This is a genomic window from Agrobacterium sp. ES01 (genome assembly GCF_050320885.1).
GTDB lineage: Bacteria > Pseudomonadota > Alphaproteobacteria > Rhizobiales > Rhizobiaceae > Allorhizobium.
Genome location: NZ_JBNQTH010000007.1, coordinates 55,299 through 74,145 on the forward strand (window position 1 = coordinate 55,299; position 18,847 = coordinate 74,145).

The window sequence follows — 18,847 nt, forward strand, 5'->3', positions numbered from 1 at the left end:
GCTCCGACAAGCACGTTGAAGATCCACACGTTACTGTCCTATGTCAGTGTGATATACAAAACTCCCAAGGGCATCAGTTCCGGCTCAGTGGAGTACCAAACTGGATATCCAAATGCTTCCTTCAATTTTTGGGGTAACACTCTTTGACCAAGATGCCGCGCAGACCTTTGAACGCAATGGACGCCGCGGAGGCACTATTCAAACCCGCAAATCAATCGGCCGCGCCGGTCGTGGAACGGGCGGCAATTCCAAGCAGGAAGGAAACAGTCTCGATCAGGCTCGATAGCGATGTCCTGACATTTTTTCAGGATGACGGCCCCGGTTGGCAGGATCGCATTAACGACGCATTGTGGGAAGTCATGAAGGGTCGCGGTTAGCGGCGTGACGCCCTTTATCATTTTTGATTGCCGGATGATTGTTGTCGTTGCATCCTCCAAATGCTGGTCTTGACCGGCATCGTCAGGTCGCCTTGTTTGCAAAGGCTGGTTAGACGATAGCGTCGCCTTAACTTGGGTGGGGACTGATTTGGCGACGATGGAGCGGGCCTAAGTTCCGATCAGGTTCTATGGCGAGGCAGGCGAGAAGCCGCGACTCGCGCCTGTCTACGACGTGCTCTCGACAATCCCTTACATCCCCGCGGATGCCATGGCACTGTCGCTGGCCGGTGAGCGGTCCTTCAGGGCGCTGAATGTGCCGCGGTGGAAAGTCTCCGCCAATCGTGCACGACTGCCAGAAGCGGCCGTGCTTAGAGCGGTGGTCGATACAGTTGAACAGGTGAACGGATTTTGGTGGTCGCTGCCCGAACGAAAAGTCGTTCCGGCGAAGGTCCTCGAGCGGATTGACGCTCATGTGCTGTTGATGACCCCGATACTTGGCACGTGTGCGGATTGAAGCTATCCGGCCGAGCGGGACGACGCTCTGTCTCGGCCAGCGCGCCATCCCTTCTGGCACATCTTCACGCCTTGCCAGAGGGCGTATTTCGCAATTCTGTCGTTCTGGTCAGAAGAAGTCTGCGATCGCATAGTCCGCGAGCTCAATCTCAATCCTGACGACCGGCGCCTTTTGCTATCCCGCGCGCCACTGGTAAGTCTTCGACCATCCGCAAGCTGAGCGGGAACCGAAGATAAAGCCAGACGGAATAAGAAATCATTTCGCTGGCAACTGGTGGCGGCGATGATCGGGATCACGAACGGTTTGGGTCATGCCGCGAAATTGCACAGGGCAATCGCCGCGGGGTTTAACATTATGATTCCGATTAGTGACTTACGCCGGTTCGACGGCTCGATCATTTTTCTCGCGGTGGATCAGATTCATGATCCCTTCGCTCATGCGATCATAGTTACCATCGTTATCGATCATGCCTTGGATGCGGTAATCGTCCATCACAGAAATTCGGTCGGCTACGGCGACAATCTCCGGCATATCACTGGTGATCATGATAACGGCGGTGCCGCTGTTTGCCAGTTCGCGGATCAAGTCATGAAGGTAGGCCTTGGTCTTGATGTCGATGCCAACTGAAGGTTCATCAATGATCAGAATCTTGACGCCGGCGGCCAGCCATTTGGCGACACTGATCTTCTGCTGATTGCCACCTGATAGGTTGCCAACAATCTGAGACAGACTTGGTGCCTTGACTTCCAGACGCTCCAGAAAAGGTCTTACCGTGTCGCGGATCTTCGTATCAGATAGGCTTCCCATGAACCCTGAAAGCCGTTTCCAGACAACTATTCCCGCATTGGCGAGAACGGAGTGCGGCAAGACCAGGCCTTCGGTCTTGCGATCCTCGCTGACATAGCCGAGTCCATGGCGGTGAATTGCATCGGCGACCGATGTAATGCGCGCAGTATGACCAAAGATCTGCACCTCGCCAGCGGTGACCGGAATTCGACCCATGATCGCCTTCGCAAGTTCGGTCCGGCCAGCGCCAATCAGCCCGTAAAGTCCGACTATCTCGCCTTTGCGGACACAAAGATTGACACCGGAGTGACCGATGGCAGTGGAGACGTCTTTCAGCTCGAGTGCAATCGGGTTTTCAGTTGTATCGCGCTTGTACCAGCCACTGACACTTTCACTGCGCCCGATCATGAAGCGGACAAGATCCTGCCGATCAAGTCCTTTCAGAGGTTGGCTCTGGCAGGCATTGACGCCATCACGTAATACCGTCACCTGATCGCAGATTTCCTGTACCTCCTCCAGCTTGTGGCTGACGAATACAAGGCTCACTCCATTGTCTCGCAGTCTGTAAAGTATCTTGAACAAGCCCTCGGTCTCGCTATAGGTGAGCGAGGCAGTCGGCTCGTCCAACAGCAGGACACGACTTTTCAGTGACAGCGCCTTGGCAATTTCGACAAGCTGCATCTGCGCAACGGAGAGTTCCGATACGGGCGTTGCTGGATCGATGTCGAAGTGTAGAGCGTCAAGCCATTCGCGCGCGGAACGGTTTAGTTCGGCGTAATTGATTGGCTTCAGGGCCGATCGACTCATCTGTTCCAGATGAATGTTTTCGGCTACCGAGAAACGGGGGATCAGATTTCGCTCCTGATGCACGACACCAATACCGTGCGCCACAGCGTCTCGCGTATTGGAAAACTGAACCTCCTTGCCATCGATCCGCAACTGCCCGCCTGTTGGGCGGTGGTAACCGGTGATGACTTTGATCAAGGTGGATTTGCCCGCACCGTTTTCACCGAGAAGCGCGTGGATGGAGCCCGGTATCAATGAAAGGGACACGCCGTCCAAGGCTTTTACGCCTGGAAATCTTTTTTCAATGCGACGTGCCTCGAAGGTTGGAGTGATTGTCATATCACGCTCTCCTGACGGCTCTGCGCGTTCCGCGAAGCCGGTTTATGCCAACTGCGGCCAATATCAGTGTGCCAAGGACCACTTGAACCAGAAACGGATCGATTGAAAAAAGAACCAGAGCCTGCGTGATCAGTGCAACGATCACGACACCCAGGAAGGTGGCCACAACACTGACATGTCCACCAGACAGCACGGCCCCACCGATAACGGGTGCTGCAAATGACAGGATCAGCCAATCATCACCGATTGATGGTTGACCTATCTGCAGCCTGGCAACAAGCAGAGTGCCGGCACATGCTGCAATAAAGCCTGAAATCGCGTGCGCGACGATAACAACTGTGCGAACCGAGATGCCGGAGAGCGATGCGGCATGCTCATTCCCGCCGACGGCCAGGATAAAGCGACCGATCGGCAGACGAGATAGAAGATACCAGAGGGCAACAGCGATGATCACCATTGGCAATGCCAGCATCGGCACCGAACCGAATGCGAGCGCGGAGCCGAATTCCTTGACACTTTCGGGTATGTCATAGAAGGGCTGAGCCTCTGTGATGCCGAGGTTTATTCCCTTGTAGATCGACAGGGTGGCGAGCGTTATGACGAAGGCTGAGATACCGGTGATATTGATCAGCACGCCATTCACGATGCCGCACAAAGTTCCGATCGCAAGTGCCAGAACAGCGGCCACCGGAACAGGTAATCCCCAGATCTGCAGCATGCCGGCAAAAGCAATCGCAGACAGGCCCCCGATTGCACCGACAGACAGGTTCATTTGACCAATGGCGATGATGATCATCTGCGAAAAGCCGATGAGCGCATTGATGGCAATTGCCAGAAGAAGAGTCTGGATGTTGAACGACGAGAGAAAGTTCGGACTGTACCAGCGGATGGCGATAATTGCGATCAAGGTGGCGAGCAGCGGGCCGAACCAGTCAGCCTTAGCAAGCCGTGAAAAATTGATGGTCGTCATGGACGGCTCCTTTTAGGCAAGGTTGCGATAGGCAAGATAGCTGCGGCGCACCTTGTCCATGAACACAGCGACGAGAAGAAGCAGGCCCAGGAAGGTCTGCACCCAGAACCCCCCAATTTGCATGAGGAGAAGGCCGCCGGTCAGCAGTGTCACGAGCGTCGCGCCGAGACAGGTGCCTAAAACGGGGGCTTTCCCACCGTTGAGTATAGCGCCGCCGAGTACCGGGCCTAGAAATGCGGGCAGGAGCCAGTCTTGCCCAAGCTGACCGGCCATTGATGGGATCGCCGCACCGTTGCGTGCCACCAGCATCAACGCTGCGACAGCAGCCAATGCGCCGGACAGACTATGGCAAAAAACGGTGATGCGCCCGACATGGATCCCCGAAAGCTCGGCAGCTTCGGGCCGAGCACCAGACGCCAGCATTTCACGACCAAGGACAGTGCTACGATAGAGCCAAGCAAGCGCCAGAGCGACCGCGATCGTCAAGATCAACAATGGCGAGACATAGTTCAAAAGCTTCATTTTTCCGAAGCCGGTAAACTCCGGTGGAAGACCACGGAATGCCTCGCCGCGGGTCAGAAACACCATGACGCCGAAGAATATGCTCATCGTTGCAAGCGTTATGATGAAGCTGTGCAGGCCGGTTCTAACAACGGCTATACCATTGACGAAGCCGAGGGCCGCTCCCATCGCAATGCCACAGACGAGCGCGCCGGGCCAAGGCAAATGCAAAACCTCGATCGCATAGCCGCAGAACATCGCTGCGCAAACGCCCACCGCACCAACAGCCAGACTAAGCCCGCCCGTCACGATCACAGTCATCATTGACAGACCAATCATGATGTTGACGGCGGTATTACGTCCGAGAGTAAAGAGGTTGAAGGGGCTCAAAAAACCCTTCGAGGACAGACTGAAAACGATGGTGAAAATCACAATCAGCAAGATCAGACCGAATTCGTTGGATACGAAAATGCGGCTGCGCGGTGGTCCTGCCTGCAAGCTCGGTCCCTTTTCCGAGAAGGGCGTGGCGGTTGTTGGAGTATCATGCGTTGGCATGGGACATTCCCTTGGAATTCTGATCGGTAGGCGCACACATACGCCCGCTGGAACAGGCAGGCCTCGAAGCCAAACCCGCCTGCCAATTGCAAGGAAGGGACAGTTGGCCCCTTCCTTGCTTTGCGCTCAGAAGTTTATTTGCAGGTCAGGTAGTTTTCGTCGAAGCCAGCCAGGAGCTTTTTCGTCTCGTCCTGCATCGTCTTGACGTACCCATCCACCTTGCTCGCATCGACAAAAGCAGTTCCGGAGTCGATGAATTTGGTCGTCAGCGCGTTCGTCTTGAACGGCGCATCTGCCTTTATTGTGCAACCTTCACGCAGTTTGTTGACCGCGTATGCGCCGACATAAGCCTGTCCATAGGGGTTCTGAATCATTGTTCCGTCGAGGAAGCCATCTTTAACGGCTTGAAGAACCGTCTGGTCGTGATCGATGCCAACCATATGGATGCGCTTGTCACCGATTTTCCGCAGAGAGTTCGCTGCAACGACGGCAGGTACCCACGCCGTTGCGATGATGCCGTCAACCTCGCTTGCATGTGCAGCCAGATAGGCATTGATCTTTTCTTCCGCGGGTTCGGGTGCGTCGATGTCGGCGATAACCTGTATGACTTCGTCGCCGGCTTCAGCAGCGGCCTTGTTGACAGCGTCAATGCGAAGCTGCGTGTTTGGATCGACCAGGAAGCCGGTAAGATGCAGGATGCGCTTCTTTCCCGTTCCCATCGCGCGGACCAATTCCTTGGTGCCAAGATAGGCAGAATTTCCGGTGTCCGTTCCGAGGCAGAATGCCGCGGTCGACGGATCCTTGAAGCAGCCGCCGGCAGCAACAACCGGAGCGCCATTTGACGTTAACTCGTCAGCCGTCGAGACCGATCCAACAGGATCTCCTGGGAAAATGACAAAGCCATTATAGCCCTGAGACAACAAGCTCTCGAGTAACTGGTTCTGCTGCGACAATTCCCACTTCTGTGGCACTTTGTAGTCGGCAGAAGTGAGGCCGAAGTCCTTCACCGCATCCGCACCAGCCTGCTCCCACGCCGCGAAATACGGATGCGGACCACCAGGCACCAGCGCGATGGCGCTGTCACTGGCCTGAGCCATGCCTGCAAAGCTCAACCCAAACACACTTGCGGCTGCGAGGCCGCGCAAAATCCTAGACATGTAAATCCTCCTCACTTCGAAACCTCCTCGATTGTCCTTCGCCAGTGGTGAGACACAACATCGCCGTTCGATCGCTCAATCATCTCGCCACTTGCAATAACATCTTGGACACTATAATACTTGTATCCAAGCTGTAAACAGAATTTTTGGCACTGCGTTTTCAGGGAGCGCCACTATGAAAAATCGATTGCCCGAATTGCCGATCGCCAGTGACGGGGGAGCAACGCTCGGAGCGACTGGCCTTGAAGGACTCGATCTGACGCTCGATCGCCAGCGTTCGGCATCCGACCAAGTCCATGCAGTACTGCGTCGCGCCATCATCGAAGTGCGACTGACTCCGGGAAGCCCGATCAGCGAAAACTCGATCTGTCGGCAGTTTGCCGTATCCCGCACACCAGTGCGGGCAGCTATACAACGGTTGTCCGAAGAAGGACTGGTGGACGTCTATCCGCAGGTCGGCAGCTTCGTTGCGCCGATCCGGTTAACGGGCCTGCAGGACAGTCACTTCATTCGGAGATCGCTGGAGATAGCTCTGCTGAGAGAAGTCGCGCCACTTTGGACGACCGAGATGAGCAATTCCATGCGCAAGGTCATTGAAGAGCAGGAGCGCTACATCAAGGCCCGGGACGGCGACGGTTTCTTTCGCGCTGACGAAGATTTCCATCATCTGCTCGGTACATTTGCCGGTCGCGAAGGTGTCTGGCAGGCCATTCTTGCCGCCAAGGTCTCGCTCACACGGTTTCAGCGGTCATGGCAAACGGCCGAACGTCTGCACGACGTCATCGTCGAGCACCTTGCAATCGTTGATGCCTTGGATCGCGGTGAAGCGATTGAAGCAGAGCAGGCACTTGTGACGCATCTCGACATGATTTTCGTGATTTTTGACCGCATGCCGGAACAACAGCGAAAAAATTTGGCCGTCTGAATTCGGGGCGGGGAGGAAATTGATGGAATTGCGTGGAAAGACTGCCCTGGTAACGGGTGCGGCTGGAGGAATTGGCGGCGCCATCGTTGCGTCACTGACAGAGGCTGGCGCAAAGGTGTTGGCGTTTGATCGAGATGCTGATGCCCTCCGACGTCTTGGGAAAACCTGCGAGCCCGTGGTTGTCGATCTGGCGAATCCGACGGATATATCAGCGACAATGCAAGACGTTCTGGCGCGCCACGGGCAAGTCGATATCCTGGTGAATAATGCTGGCATCCTGTCGCCTAACAAGCTGGCCTCAACTACGCTTGAGGAATGGCATCGCATCATGGCGATCAATCTGGATGCAGCCCTTCTTTTAACCCAGTCTGTGGTCCCTGGAATGAAGGCGAAGCAATGGGGCCGGATCGTCAATATAGCGTCATACGCCTGGAAGTCGGGCGGCCTGACAGCAGGCACGGGCTACGCCGTCTCAAAGGCAGCGCTGGTTGGATTGACCTACTCCACGGCGCGTGAACTTACCGCTGAGGGTGTGACCGCAAACGCCGTCGCGCCAGCTTATGTGGTGTCTCCGATGATCATGGAGCAGCTCTCGAAAGAGGACCGCGACCGCCAGCTCGCCGCAATTCCGGTTGGACGATTGTGCGAGCCCGAAGAGGTTGCGCATACGGTCCGCTTCCTTGTCTCGCCGCTGAGCGGTTTCATGACCGGCACGGTGATCGACATGAACGGTGGACTTCAATTCGGCTGATCGAAGCCGCGCTCGATCTCAATCGATTGGAAAATGACGTGTCTGAAATGCATCTCTCGGAATCCGTTCTCGCGAGTCTCCCAACTGGCATTACAATCCCCGCCTACGACCGCGCGAGCATAACGCCCGGCGTCGTTCATCTGGGTGTCGGCGCGTTTCATCGTGCCCATCAAGCTGTATTCATCGACGATTGCCTCGCTCGAGGTGAAACGGAGTGGGGCATAGTTGCCGCCTCGATGCGCAGTGTCGACACCCGTGATGCCTTGGCTCCGCAGGACAATCTGTATACATACAGCGAGCGTGACGGCCGAAGTGAGACGCTACGCGTCATCGGTTCCATCATCGAGATTCTAGTCGCGCCCGAAAACCCGGCTAGACTGATCGAGCGCCTATGCGATCCGCGGGTGCGCATCGTGACGTTGACAGTGACGGAGAAGGGTTATCTTGCGAACCTCCCGGATCGAAGCTTGCTGCTTGACCACCCCGACATCCGATACGATCTCGTCCATGGTGATAAGCCGCGCACGATCCATGGTGTCCTGACCGAGGCAACCCGCCGACGCAGACAAGAAGGAGGCGTACCGTTAACGCTCCTTTCTTGTGACAACATTCCGTCAAACGGTAAAGTCCTGAAAACCTTGTTGGTTCAGTTCGCGCAGCAAGGTGATCCCGATCTCGCAAATTACATTGACCAGAACCTGTCCTGCCCCTGTGTCATGGTAGATCGCATTGTGCCTGCAACGACGGATACGGACAGGACCGCTGTCGAGCAAGGACTCGGCGTGACAGACGCCTGGCCGGTTGTAGCCGAACCATATTTCCGCTGGGTGATAGAAGATAACTTCCCCCATGGGCGCCCGGCACTGGAAGCTTCCGGTGTTGAATTTGTCGATGATGTCGAGCCTTACGAGCACATGAAGCTTAGAATGCTGAATGGCGCCCATACAGCCATTGCGGCGATCGGTCAGATCACTGGTCTGGCGACAGTTGCGGACGTCTACGGAAATCCGCATGTAAAGCGCTTCATCGATTGCTATTGGCGCGAGCTGGAACCAACTTTGTCTGCCGCAGTCAGCGGCGGAGAATATGTCGCTGGCCTCAGGCAGCGCTTCGCCAACCCCGCGCTGCAACACCGTTCTGTTCAGATTGCCTCGGATGCATCGCAAAAGGTCCCTCAACGTATTTTAGCACCACTTGGCGAGTTGATCGGCGAGAAGAAGGAACATCGCGCGGTCCTTATGGCGCTTGCGCTCTGGATCCGCTCCTGCGCGCAAAAGGATGAAAACGGGCAGATAATTGTCATCCGCGACCCTGTTTTCAATGGATGGCCCCCTGTCGATCAAAACAGTCTGACAGCCGAGGAAGTGATCGACCGCTTTATAAGCTTCGACGGCGTGTTTGGAGCGGAATGGGGAGCGAATTCGGATTTTGCCACTGAATTGGTCGATGCCTATCGCGCAATCAAAACACATGGCGCTCTGGGCGCCATAGAGCTTATTGTCTAAGGAGAGTAAAAAATGCAGGAAACCTGGCGCTGGTACGGCGAAAACGATCCTATCACGCTCGAACATGTTCGCCAGACCGGTGCGACCGGCGTGGTCACAGCTCTTCATCAAGTACCGGACGGTACATCCTGGCCAGCAGAGAAGATCAGTCGACGCAAGGCCATGATCGAAGCTGCAGGTCTTGAATGGACAGTTTGCGAATCGATCCCCATGGAGCAGTGCGTGAAGCGCGGCGATGAGAACGCGCCGAAAGCGATTTCTCGGTGGAAGGATACGCTTGCCCAGCTCGGTCGTGCGGGTGTTCCGGTCGTCTGCTATAATTTCATGCCTGTGGTTGACTGGACCCGTACTGACCTGCGCTGGCGTTCTCCGCGCGGCACTGGCCTTGCCTTGCGGTTCGAGATGACAGATTTTGTCGCCTACGACGTCTTCATTCTCCAGCGCAAAAACGCTGCCGACAGCTATGACGCAGATCTTGTTGCGCGTGCCGAGCTACGTGTCGAACAGATGAATGAGGAAGAAAAGCTACGACTGGAACGTAATATTATCGCTGGCTTACCGGGCGGTGCGCTCGTTCAGACCCGACAATCAATCGCGGCGTTGCTCGAGTCCTTCGACGGGATCGATGCAACGACGATGCAAGGCAATCTGGTGGCCTTCCTCAAGGAAGTCGTGCCGGTCGCCGAGGAATATGGCGTGCTTCTTGGCATCCATCCGGACGATCCGCCGTTTTCTCTTTTTGGCCTGCCCAGAGTGGTATCAACCCCTGAGGATATCCGTACAATCCTGAGCGCTGTCGATAGCCGCAACAATGGCATTACGCTCTGCACCGGATCCTATGGGGCTCGGGCTGACAATGATCTTGTGGCGATGGCGAGGGAGTTTGCATCACGCGTGAACTTCGCGCACCTGCGTAACGTGACCGTCGAAGCGGATGGCTCATTCTTCGAAGATGATCACCTTGATGGCGGCACCGACATGGTCTCTGTGCTGGAAATTCTGCTTCGTGAGGAGCGCCGTCGTGCAGCAGTTGGCGATGATCGTCCGGCTATTCCGTTTCGACCGGATCATGGACATCTGCTTGGAGACGATATTTTGAAAGAGACCAACCCCGGCTATTCCTATATCGGACGCGTGAAAGGCCTCGGCGAATTGCGCGGCGCAATCCGCGCGATGGCGCGCCAAATTGATCGTGAGGAGACGACAGTATGAAGACCCGCACACTCGGAACAACGGGGCTGGAACTCTCGGCATTTTCGTTTGGCGCTGCCGGAATTGGCAATCTTTACCGGGAAGTATCGCGCGACGATGCCATGGCGACGCTGGATGTCGCTTGGGATGCCGGCATACGCTATTTTGACACGGCACCACATTATGGTCATGGCCTGTCCGAGCGCAGGCTTGGTGACTACCTGCGAGACAAGCCCAGGGGATCCTACACCATTTCAAGCAAGGTCGGCAGATTGTTGAAGCCGGTTGCGGAGGACAAGATACCTGATCACGGATTTGTACGTCCCCTGCCTTTCGCGCAGGTTCACGACTATAGCTATGACGGTATCATGCGCTCCTACGAGGACAGTCTTGCGCGCCTCGGTATCAACGCCATCGACATTCTCTATATTCACGATCTCGAGGTCGCGACGCTTGGCGAGAGCGGCTACGCTCATCATTTCAAGGCGTTCATGGATGGGGGCGCAAGGGCGCTTGACGAACTGAAGTCTTCGGGCGCCGTCAAAGCAGTTGGTCTCGGGGTAAACGAGGTGCCGGCATGCCTTAACCTCCTTGCCAGTTATCCACTCGACGCGATCCTGCTGGCAGGACGCTACACCCTGCTGGACAGATCGGCGGAGCCTGAATTGCTAGACCGCTGCCGGGAAACAGGGACGCGGCTGGTCATTGGCGGCGTCTTCAACTCCGGCATTCTGGCAACCGGCGCTCGGCCGGGTGCAACATTCAATTACACCGAAGCCCCGTCGGAAATCATGAAACGGGTCAGCGCAATGGAAACAGTGACAAAGACAGCCGGCATCACGCTCGCTGCCGCTGCACTGCACTATCCGTTGGACAATCCGATCGTGGCAAGCGTGTTGATCGGAACGGCAAAGCCTTCGAGCCTGAGGCGTAATGTCGAGATGTTCGATCAATCCATTCCAGACACTCTCTGGGCAGAGCTTGATCGCCACGCAATTGGCGCGCATGGATAACTGGCTCTGGCGAAAGGTCTTGTTGCGAGCCTTTGGGCTGAGACATTCAGGCGGCGCTTTGCCAAAGAAATGCGCGACAATCGGCCGGAAAGCTTGGTGACAAACTGCATCGCGATGAAGGTGTGCCGCGAGGCACTTACGGTAATGTGGGAGCCGAACTGCAAGGCAGACGAGGGCCCGGCCCCTCGGGTGTCAACAAAGGCTCGTTTGCCATAGACGGTGGGTGTCTTGCATTGAAGGCAGACCATTCGCCTGCATGAATGTGGTCGTCTGTGATATACTTGGGCGTTGAGCTGTCCAAGCGTTCGCGTGCGGCGGGATGACAACGCTTATGCACAATCTCTGACGCAAGAAAGCGTCATAGCTGGCGTGCGATCCTAGGCGCCATAGGCGGTGAACTGGCCGATCGCATTATCGATCTGATCCAGCAGCGGCTTCTATTGTGGGGCGTCGTCACCTATTATCAATCGTCAATTATGGTTGACCGCGGGTTCTGCATCCCCCGATCATTCAGATCGGGCCATATGTGTTGGGAGTGAGGAAATGAAATCCGTCAGTTGATCGCCCAGTAGCTGAACGTGATCGCAAGCCGCCCTTTGTGCCTCTTCCGGATTGCCGGCATCAATCGCATCCATGATGCGCAGATGCTCACTCAGGGTGCTCAACATTCGGCCCGGCTGATAGGTTGCACGAAGGCGATAGGCGCCGATGCGGCGGCGCAATTGCACGGCCTGATCCGCGATAAAGTGCGTATGTGCTGCTGTATAGAGAAGGTCATGGAAGGTTTGGTTGACCTTGTAGAAAGCGATGGGGTCACCTTCCTCATAAGCCTTCGTCAGTTCGTCATGGACCCTTCGCATGGCAGCACGCTCTTGCGGGCTTGCACGGCGCGCAGCAAGCCGCGCGCACAGACCTTCGAGCGCCGACATGACATCGAACATTTCAATCAGTGCCGGGATGGACAGGATCGCTACGTGCGTGCCCTGCCGACCGCGAGTCTCCACCAGACCAATGGCCAGAAGGGATTTGATCGCTTCGCGCACAGGCGTCCGCGAGATTCCAAACCGGCGTGCCAGTTCCATCTCGTCCAAACGCTCCCCGGGCACGAGGCGACCGTCCAGGATCATCTGCTCAAGCTGTTCGCGCAATTCACCCGAACGGGTGGGCGCGCGCATGCCGTTCCCGGCAGCCGGCAAGCGGATTTCTTCCTGATCCAACTCGTTTACTCCTCTCGCCTTCCGCGGAACGGCGGCAATGATTTTTGCTATGGTCATTTATAGATATCTTTCAACGCGGCATTCAATGTGTCGAATTCAGGTAGATCAGTCGAGAAAGGCAGGTTTTGATCTTTTCCACAATCATCGCGGGTGCTTCGACCATAGGGACGTGCCCGGAATCATAGGTCACAATCTCCGTCTGCGCAAAACAAGACATCGGATCGGGATGGGCAAGCTGCGCGACCCAAGTCGAATTGAGCAAGAGCCTGGCGCAGCTGACGAGCGGCCAGCGGTCTTCGACATTCCAGGCGAATAGGTCATCCTTGATGTCGAGGGCGAAATCGGGGGGGGCCGAAGAGACCATATCTGTGGTTATTGCTTGCCGCAGCTTCTCGCTCGTCGTCGGATGGACAATATTGTCGATCATGGTCCGCATGTTCGTCTCGTAGTCGACAGCAAACTCGTCATGCCGCCGGCGGATCTCGTCGTCCGGAACTCGACCGTAATAGTCGCGGTCGGAGAGCGTATCCAGACCGATCAACCCGGCGACCCTGTCGGATGCTGCGATCGCGACCTCAGCTGCAATCGGTCCGCCCATGGAATGCCCAATGAGGTAGACGCCGCGGATATCGAGATGTGCAAGAAGATGCGCCACAGCGGCCCCCATGGCCTCGATTGTCTCACCCGTTTTTGGTGGGGCGATCATACCGCCAAATCCGGGATGGGAGACGGTGAGGACACGGAAATTATCAGCCAGTTGTGGAGCAATCAGGTTCCATTGATCTGCATTGCCGCACCAGCCGTGAATCAGAACGAGCCATGGACCTTGGCTACCAAATGTCCGGTAGCCGATGAGACCGCCGTGCGGCGCGTCCATGAGAGTAAGGGGCGCACTTGCTTGCCGTTCGTCTGTCATTGTTAGCCCTTTATGCCGCTGGTCGTCATGCCCTGGGTGAAATATTTCTGCAGTAGCAGAAACAGCAGAACGAGCGGCAGCGTCGCAACCGTGGCCCCGGCGAAGGTTTCTCCCCAGTTGGGCAATTGCGTCGGTGATCCCTGCTGGGCAATTGCGACCTGGATGACCTGGATCGATGGATCCTGGACAATGACCAGGGGCCAGAGGAAACTGTTCCACGAGAACAGAAAGGTGATCAGACCCAGAGTTAGCATCGGCACCTTCACATTGGGTAGAACGATCGAGAAGAAGATGCGGACATGCCCGGCACCATCGATCCGGGCAGCATCTTCCAGTTCGACCGGCAATTCCTCAAAGGCCTGCTTGAGAAGGAAGAGGCCGAAGGGACTGGCAATCCAGGGTATCATGATGCCGAGCAGGCTATTGGACAGCCCCAGTCCTGAAACGACCTGATAGAGCGGCACCATCAGCGCTTCAATCGGCAGAAGGAAAGTCAGCAAAATCAACAGGAAAACAAATTTCGCGCCGGGAAATGTTATGCGCGTGAGCGAATAGGCGGCCATGGAACAAAACAGCAGCGTCAGCGCCACCTGCCCACCGGCAACCATGGCGGTATTCAAAAGCGCGGTCAGCACATTCGTGCGCGCAAACAATGTCCGATAATTTTCGATTGTCGCATCGACGGGGAAAAACGCCTTCCACGACAGCGGTGTCACATCATTGAACAACGTTAGCTGATTTTTGAACGAGGACGCGACGATCCAGGCATAGGGCGCCAAGAAACAGCCGACGATCAGAACAATGACCATCGCGACAAATAGGCCGCGCCTGACTTTAACAGATCCCATGTCAGTAATTCCAGCGAGAGCGCAAGAGGGTCATCTGGATCATCGAAATGACCAATACGACGAGCAACAGCACAACGGACAGTGCTGAGGCGTATCCCGCCTGCTGCATAATGAATGCGCTGTTGTAGATATGGTAGACGATGAGGTTCGTACTCTCTTGCGGCCCGCCCTGCGTCATTAGAAATGCAGGGGCGAATGCCTGCAAGGAGAAGACCGTCATGATGACCACGACGAATAGCGTCGTGCGTGACAATAATGGAATGGTGATATTCCACAAAACCTGCCGCTTTGTTGCGCCATCGATGCGAGCGGCTTCGGTGAGCTCTGCGGGCAATCCCTGTAAACCGGCCAGAAAAAGAATAGCACCGAAGCCGACCTGTTGCCACAAGGTCATGACGATCAAGGCGGCCAGCGATTGGCTGGTTGAGGTCAAAAAGGGTTGGTTGCCGATGCCTGCGAGGTTCAAGACGCCGTTAATGAGACCATTGGATGGATCGAGCAGGAAGGACCACATGGTTGCAACCACAACCGAGGATGTGACGACCGGCAACATGATCATGGTGCGCACGAGCGCGCGGGCAGGCAGTCTGGAGTTTAGAAACAGCGCCAGTGAAAAGGCCACGGGAATGACGAAAAGTACGACGCCCAGAGCAAAAAGAAACGTGACGCCGAAGCTGGCGGCGGCATCCTCATAGTCAATCATGTCGGTGAAGTTGCGCAACCCGACGAACTTCGCCGCCGCCGGGTTGAGCAGGCTGTATTGATAGACACTGTTTCGCGCCATTACCAGCAATGGAACATACTGGAAGACCAGCAACAGGATCATGAAGGGCGCAAGAAAGCCCGCCGCAAACAACCAGTCCCGCTTTTGCCGCTGCGTGGCAGGCTTTCGCTTTTTAAGCCTTGCATTGGCCGTATCCGGTAGGAGGGTGCGTGTGGCTGACATGCTTGCGTCCATTGCTTAGCGGTCGAGGACCCGCTGAACCTTTTTCTCGGCATCCGCCATGAGTTCGGCCGGATCGCCTCCGAATGCCACGGCGCGCAGGGCGTCGGTGACAATCTTGTCGTACTGAGCAAATTTCGGACCCGGCGGACGTGGCTGGCCCCATTCTTGAAGCTGGTCGACAAAGACCTTCATCGGGTATTGGCTGTACGTCTCAAACCGGGGGAACAGGCTCTTGAGCGTGGGCAGATTGCCGCGCTGGCTGACATTCATATAAGCATATTCGCCCCAGGACATGTCGACCACGAATTTGGCCGCGATCTCAGGATGCTTCGAGCGTGCTGTCACGCCAATCGTGGTCGAGCCGGTGTGCACGATAGGCGTCTTGAAATGCGGAATGGGCGTGATGCCCCATTCGATCTTCGGATCCTTCATCAGCGCGTTGCCGGCGGCTGGCGTATCAATGTAGAAACAGGCCTTGCCATCAAAGAAGGCGTTTGGAATGCCGACCTTTGGTGCCACACCTTCCGAGTTGAACAACGACTGGTAGAATTTCAGCGCTTCGATGGCTTCTGGCGTATTCAGATAACCTTCCACCGTTTTGCCGTCACGCGACAATGCCCAGAAGGTCTTGTAGGCAGAGCTTTCCGGATCGGCGTTCGGATCACCGGCGGAACGCTGATAGATCAGGTCCTGATAGACTAGGCCGGGTTGGCCGTTGCCAAAGCGTGTCGGACCAAGGCCCCAGACGGTCGGGGAGCCGGCAGGGCCTTGCTGGCAGGACTTGAATGCTTCCAGCGCCTGTGGCCATGTCCAGGCCTCGTCAAGTGTTTGCGGTGGCTTTATGCCCGCAGCTTCAACGAGTGTCTTGTTGTAGTACATTGCCACTGTGGTCTGCTCGATGCCTGGCGAGTAGACTTCGCCCTCATAGCTGTGTTCAGCCTTGGTGGCGGGCAGGATGTCATCGTCCCAGCCCGCAGGCAGAAATTTCGTCAGCGGCAGCAGGATACCGGATGCGGCATAGGACTGTGTGTTGGGCCCATCATACACTAGAATGTCGGGCGGGTTTGAGCTTGCGGCCTGTACCGAGATGGTATCTGCAAGCTGGGCGAAAGGCACCTCGTTGACTTCGAATTGCACACAAGGGTTCTCCTTCTGCCAGGCTTCCATGGGAGCGGCATAGGGGTAGTTGCCGGGCGTGCGCAGAATGCGCAAAGTTACCGTCTGGTCTGTGCAGGTGGCGCTGTCTTGCGCAAGGGCATTTGTGCCGCATAGCGCGGTTGCCCCAAGCAGGCCGGCCATGAAGAGATTGCGGGCATTCATCAGCTGTTCTCCTTATGATATATTTCTGATCGGCGACGGTGTCGTGACGGGACGTGTCAGAGTGCACGGCCGGTATCCGGATCGAATATCGACATGCGCCCGGATGCTATGTGAAGGGATTGCAGTTCGCCCTCTGCCACAGCCAGTTCCGGCGGCAGCATGGCGCAGCAGGTGACGCCCTCAAGCGTGAAGTGAACAAGCGTGGTGGGCCCCAGCAATTCTGCCATGTCAACCGGCACCGTAAATTCGCCCTTGCCGTCGGCTAGAAAATGCTCCGGTCTGAGCCCGATCTCCACTGAACGGCCCACGTAATCCGCGATGGCGTCCATGCGCTGCTCGGGAACCGCAACAGAGACGTCACCCAGTTTCACTACGGGCACGCCGCCCTTTGAAATGACCATCGCCGGTAAAAAATTCATGGTTGGGCTGCCGATGAAGCCTGCGACAAAACGCGTGGCGGGCCGTTCGTAGAGTTCGAACGGGGTGCCCTGCTGTTCGATCCGGCCCCTGTTGAGCACCACGACACGGTCGGCGAGCGTCATGGCCTCCACCTGATCGTGTGTGACATAGATGGTGGTCGCATTCAGACGCTTGTGCAGGCGACGGATTTCCGCACGCATCTGCCCGCGCAGCTTGGCGTCAAGATTGGAGAGAGGTTCGTCGAACAGAAACACGGCAGGATCGCGAACCATCGCCCGGCCCATGGCGACGCGTTGACGCTGGCCACCGGACAATTGCTTGGGTCGCCGCTCCAACAGTGCTGCTATATCAAGTACTTCTGCTGCATTATCTACGCGCTCTCGAATTTCTGCCTTGTCCATTCCTGCAAGACGCAGACCGAAACTCATGTTCTGCGCCACAGTCATATGGGGGTAGAGCGCATAGTTCTGGAAAACCATTGCGATGTCGCGCTCGCGTGGCTCCAGTTCATCGACGCGGCGGTCGGCAATCCAGATCTGTCCGTCTGAAAGTTCCTCGAGACCTGCGATCATCCGCAACGTTGTCGACTTACCGCAACCGGAGGGGCCGACGAGAACGACGAACTCGCCACTATGAATGTCTAGGTTCAGACCCTCGATCGTATTGGCCTGGGCCTTTTCATAGGTCTTTCCCACATTCTTGAGGGACACGTCTGCCATGAGGATAATTCCGTCGTCGTGAAAAATGGATCGCGGCCTTTTGAGCCGTTGAACTGACCTTGATGGCATTTCCGTATCCTCGCAATAGCAATTCGTATACAAAAATAAGAATTCCGCAGAATTTTCATTATTTGGCGAAAAATAAGTCAATATGCCCATCATGTCTGCGTAAAATCTATGCAAAATCAACTTTCTCCTCAAGCTCCGGTGCTCTTACGAAAGAAAATGGCTCGCAAGGTGGAAAAATAATGGACAGACATGAAAATTTGAGTATGCAGAATATAGATATATGTATTCAGATAGGAGAAGAAGGTGGAACTCAACCTTGCTGGAAAGACGGCGCTGATCACGGGAGCGTCGCAGGGCATCGGCTATGCGATTGCAAAAGTTCTGGCAGCTGAAGGGTGCCACCTACACCTCGCCGCACGTAATGGCGCCGCCATGGAAGAGTTGAAGGCGGAGCTGGCGCAATATCCTGTCAAAGTGACGGTCCACGAGGCAGATCTGGGCACCACGGAAGCTATGGTCACGCTCGACAAGGCGTGCGGCGACTACGACATTCTGATGAACAATGCAGGCGACATTCCGGCCGGCAACCTCGAGGACGTGAGCGACGAAGCGATCCGCCGCGGTTTCGACCTCAAGGTCTTCGGTTATATCACGCTGGCGCGTGCTTTCTGGACCCGTCGCAAGGGTAAAGGCGGCGTGATCATCAACGTCATTGGCAATTCCGGCGAAAATTGGGATGCTGCATATTTCGCAGGCTCCACTGGCAATGCGGCCTTGATGAGCTTCACAAAGGCGCTCGGAGGCCGCAGCATGGACGACGGTATCCGGGTCGTCGGCGTTAATCCTGGTCCCGTTGATACAGCACGGATGTTCAAGATTATGAAGCGCAAAGCCATAGACATGCTGGGCGACGAATCGCGTTGGGAAGAGCTCTATGACAAATATCCCGGCAAGCGTCCGGCAACAGCGGAAGAAGTTGCCGATCTCTGCGCCTTTCTGGCTTCGCCCAAGGCCGGTTACATCAGCGGAACAGTCGTCACCATCGACGGCGGCATCGCTGCTCGTGGCTCGGTGATCTGACC

17 protein-coding genes and 2 pseudogenes are annotated in these 18,847 nt (G+C 56.1%); 8 read left to right on the forward strand and 11 right to left on the reverse strand.

Features of this window, described 5'->3' with window-relative positions; translation table 11 throughout:
* Nucleotides 1–143 precede the first annotated feature (143 nt).
* Nucleotides 144–377: a BrnA antitoxin family protein gene (locus tag ACQQ2Q_RS18375; protein WP_428188579.1), complete on the forward strand. Its 234-nt coding sequence runs from the start codon at nt 144–146 to the stop codon at nt 375–377.
* Nucleotides 378–564: 187 nt separating this feature from the next.
* Nucleotides 565–891, forward strand: a pseudogene (locus ACQQ2Q_RS18380) (type II toxin-antitoxin system HipA family toxin); the annotation flags it as partial.
* Nucleotides 892–1,066: 175 nt separating this feature from the next.
* Here the strand turns inward: ACQQ2Q_RS18380 and ACQQ2Q_RS18385 are convergent.
* The 5 genes and pseudogenes from ACQQ2Q_RS18385 to ACQQ2Q_RS18405 form a co-directional block, all read right to left on the reverse strand.
* Nucleotides 1,067–1,203, reverse strand: a pseudogene (locus tag ACQQ2Q_RS18385) (IS6 family transposase); the annotation flags it as partial.
* A gap of 60 nt (nt 1,204–1,263) precedes the next feature.
* Nucleotides 1,264–2,802, reverse strand: coding sequence for a sugar ABC transporter ATP-binding protein (locus ACQQ2Q_RS18390; RefSeq protein WP_428188580.1), 1,539 nt, complete (start codon nt 2,800–2,802; stop codon nt 1,264–1,266).
* A gap of 1 nt (nt 2,803) precedes the next feature.
* Nucleotides 2,804–3,772: an ABC transporter permease gene (locus tag ACQQ2Q_RS18395; RefSeq protein WP_428188581.1), complete on the reverse strand. Its 969-nt coding sequence runs from the start codon at nt 3,770–3,772 to the stop codon at nt 2,804–2,806.
* A gap of 12 nt (nt 3,773–3,784) precedes the next feature.
* A complete protein-coding gene (locus ACQQ2Q_RS18400) occupies nt 3,785–4,828 on the reverse strand; it encodes an ABC transporter permease (RefSeq protein ID WP_428188582.1) in 1,044 nt (347 codons plus the stop codon).
* 134 nt (nt 4,829–4,962) lie between these two features.
* Nucleotides 4,963–5,985, reverse strand: coding sequence for a sugar ABC transporter substrate-binding protein (locus ACQQ2Q_RS18405; RefSeq protein WP_428188583.1), 1,023 nt, complete (start codon nt 5,983–5,985; stop codon nt 4,963–4,965).
* Between the two features lie 175 nt (nt 5,986–6,160).
* On the opposite strand from ACQQ2Q_RS18405, the gene ACQQ2Q_RS18410 reads away from it, so the two are divergent.
* The 5 genes from ACQQ2Q_RS18410 to ACQQ2Q_RS18430 are packed head-to-tail and all read left to right on the forward strand — an operon-like array spanning nt 6,161 to nt 11,370.
* Nucleotides 6,161–6,910 (forward strand): GntR family transcriptional regulator, encoded by a 750-nt coding sequence (locus tag ACQQ2Q_RS18410; protein WP_428188584.1) that lies wholly within the window; start codon nt 6,161–6,163, stop codon nt 6,908–6,910.
* 22 nt (nt 6,911–6,932) lie between these two features.
* Nucleotides 6,933–7,661, forward strand: a complete 729-nt coding sequence (locus ACQQ2Q_RS18415; RefSeq protein WP_428188585.1) for an SDR family NAD(P)-dependent oxidoreductase — start codon at nt 6,933–6,935, stop codon at nt 7,659–7,661.
* Nucleotides 7,662–7,708: 47 nt separating this feature from the next.
* Nucleotides 7,709–9,166 (forward strand): mannitol dehydrogenase family protein, encoded by a 1,458-nt coding sequence (locus ACQQ2Q_RS18420; RefSeq protein ID WP_428188693.1) that lies wholly within the window; start codon nt 7,709–7,711, stop codon nt 9,164–9,166.
* Between the two features lie 12 nt (nt 9,167–9,178).
* Nucleotides 9,179–10,378, forward strand: a complete 1,200-nt coding sequence (uxuA, locus tag ACQQ2Q_RS18425; protein ID WP_428188586.1) for a mannonate dehydratase — start codon at nt 9,179–9,181, stop codon at nt 10,376–10,378.
* Entirely contained in the window at nt 10,375–11,370 is a 996-nt protein-coding gene (locus tag ACQQ2Q_RS18430; RefSeq protein ID WP_428188587.1) for an aldo/keto reductase, read from the forward strand. Before uxuA ends, ACQQ2Q_RS18430 begins: the two co-directional genes overlap by 4 nt.
* Before the next feature lie 506 nt (nt 11,371–11,876).
* Here ACQQ2Q_RS18430 and ACQQ2Q_RS18435 read toward each other — a convergent pair.
* The 6 genes from ACQQ2Q_RS18435 to ACQQ2Q_RS18460 are packed head-to-tail and all read right to left on the reverse strand — an operon-like array spanning nt 11,877 to nt 17,756.
* Entirely contained in the window at nt 11,877–12,644 is a 768-nt protein-coding gene (locus ACQQ2Q_RS18435; protein ID WP_428188588.1) for a GntR family transcriptional regulator, read from the reverse strand.
* Nucleotides 12,645–12,669: 25 nt separating this feature from the next.
* Nucleotides 12,670–13,503, reverse strand: a complete 834-nt coding sequence (locus tag ACQQ2Q_RS18440; protein ID WP_428188589.1) for an alpha/beta fold hydrolase — start codon at nt 13,501–13,503, stop codon at nt 12,670–12,672.
* 2 nt (nt 13,504–13,505) lie between these two features.
* Nucleotides 13,506–14,351 carry a carbohydrate ABC transporter permease gene (locus ACQQ2Q_RS18445; RefSeq protein ID WP_428188590.1) on the reverse strand — a complete coding sequence of 282 codons (846 nt, stop codon included), beginning with the start codon at nt 14,349–14,351 and terminating at the stop codon, nt 13,506–13,508.
* A 1-nt stretch (nt 14,352) separates the two neighbouring features.
* Nucleotides 14,353–15,297, reverse strand: a complete 945-nt coding sequence (locus ACQQ2Q_RS18450; RefSeq protein ID WP_428188591.1) for a carbohydrate ABC transporter permease — start codon at nt 15,295–15,297, stop codon at nt 14,353–14,355.
* 15 nt (nt 15,298–15,312) lie between these two features.
* Nucleotides 15,313–16,617: an extracellular solute-binding protein gene (locus ACQQ2Q_RS18455; protein ID WP_428188592.1), complete on the reverse strand. Its 1,305-nt coding sequence runs from the start codon at nt 16,615–16,617 to the stop codon at nt 15,313–15,315.
* A 56-nt stretch (nt 16,618–16,673) separates the two neighbouring features.
* Nucleotides 16,674–17,756, reverse strand: coding sequence for an ABC transporter ATP-binding protein (locus ACQQ2Q_RS18460; RefSeq protein ID WP_428188593.1), 1,083 nt, complete (start codon nt 17,754–17,756; stop codon nt 16,674–16,676).
* 312 nt (nt 17,757–18,068) lie between these two features.
* On the opposite strand from ACQQ2Q_RS18460, the gene ACQQ2Q_RS18465 reads away from it, so the two are divergent.
* The gene (locus ACQQ2Q_RS18465; protein ID WP_428188594.1) at nt 18,069–18,845 is read left to right on the forward strand and encodes an SDR family oxidoreductase; all 777 of its coding nucleotides are present in this window, start codon (nt 18,069–18,071) and stop codon (nt 18,843–18,845) included.
* Nucleotides 18,846–18,847 lie beyond the last annotated feature (2 nt).

Excerpts from the sequence above, each read along its gene's own strand:
- ACQQ2Q_RS18390 (WP_428188580.1), bottom strand. The coding sequence starts at position 2,802 with ATGACAATCACTCCAACCTTCGAGGCACGTCGCATTGAAAAAAGATTT.
- ACQQ2Q_RS18395 (WP_428188581.1), bottom strand. The coding sequence starts at position 3,772 with ATGACGACCATCAATTTTTCACGGCTTGCTAAGGCTGACTGGTTCGGC.
- ACQQ2Q_RS18400 (WP_428188582.1), bottom strand. The coding sequence starts at position 4,828 with ATGCCAACGCATGATACTCCAACAACCGCCACGCCCTTCTCGGAAAAG.
- ACQQ2Q_RS18405 (WP_428188583.1), bottom strand. The coding sequence starts at position 5,985 with ATGTCTAGGATTTTGCGCGGCCTCGCAGCCGCAAGTGTGTTTGGGTTG.
- ACQQ2Q_RS18410 (WP_428188584.1), top strand. The coding sequence starts at position 6,161 with ATGAAAAATCGATTGCCCGAATTGCCGATCGCCAGTGACGGGGGAGCA.
- ACQQ2Q_RS18415 (WP_428188585.1), top strand. The coding sequence starts at position 6,933 with ATGGAATTGCGTGGAAAGACTGCCCTGGTAACGGGTGCGGCTGGAGGA.
- ACQQ2Q_RS18420 (WP_428188693.1), top strand. The coding sequence starts at position 7,709 with ATGCATCTCTCGGAATCCGTTCTCGCGAGTCTCCCAACTGGCATTACA.
- uxuA (WP_428188586.1), top strand. The coding sequence starts at position 9,179 with ATGCAGGAAACCTGGCGCTGGTACGGCGAAAACGATCCTATCACGCTC.
- ACQQ2Q_RS18430 (WP_428188587.1), top strand. The coding sequence starts at position 10,375 with ATGAAGACCCGCACACTCGGAACAACGGGGCTGGAACTCTCGGCATTT.
- ACQQ2Q_RS18435 (WP_428188588.1), bottom strand. The coding sequence starts at position 12,644 with ATGACCATAGCAAAAATCATTGCCGCCGTTCCGCGGAAGGCGAGAGGA.
- ACQQ2Q_RS18440 (WP_428188589.1), bottom strand. The coding sequence starts at position 13,503 with ATGACAGACGAACGGCAAGCAAGTGCGCCCCTTACTCTCATGGACGCG.
- ACQQ2Q_RS18445 (WP_428188590.1), bottom strand. The coding sequence starts at position 14,351 with ATGGGATCTGTTAAAGTCAGGCGCGGCCTATTTGTCGCGATGGTCATT.
- ACQQ2Q_RS18450 (WP_428188591.1), bottom strand. The coding sequence starts at position 15,297 with ATGTCAGCCACACGCACCCTCCTACCGGATACGGCCAATGCAAGGCTT.
- ACQQ2Q_RS18455 (WP_428188592.1), bottom strand. The coding sequence starts at position 16,617 with ATGAATGCCCGCAATCTCTTCATGGCCGGCCTGCTTGGGGCAACCGCG.
- ACQQ2Q_RS18460 (WP_428188593.1), bottom strand. The coding sequence starts at position 17,756 with ATGGCAGACGTGTCCCTCAAGAATGTGGGAAAGACCTATGAAAAGGCC.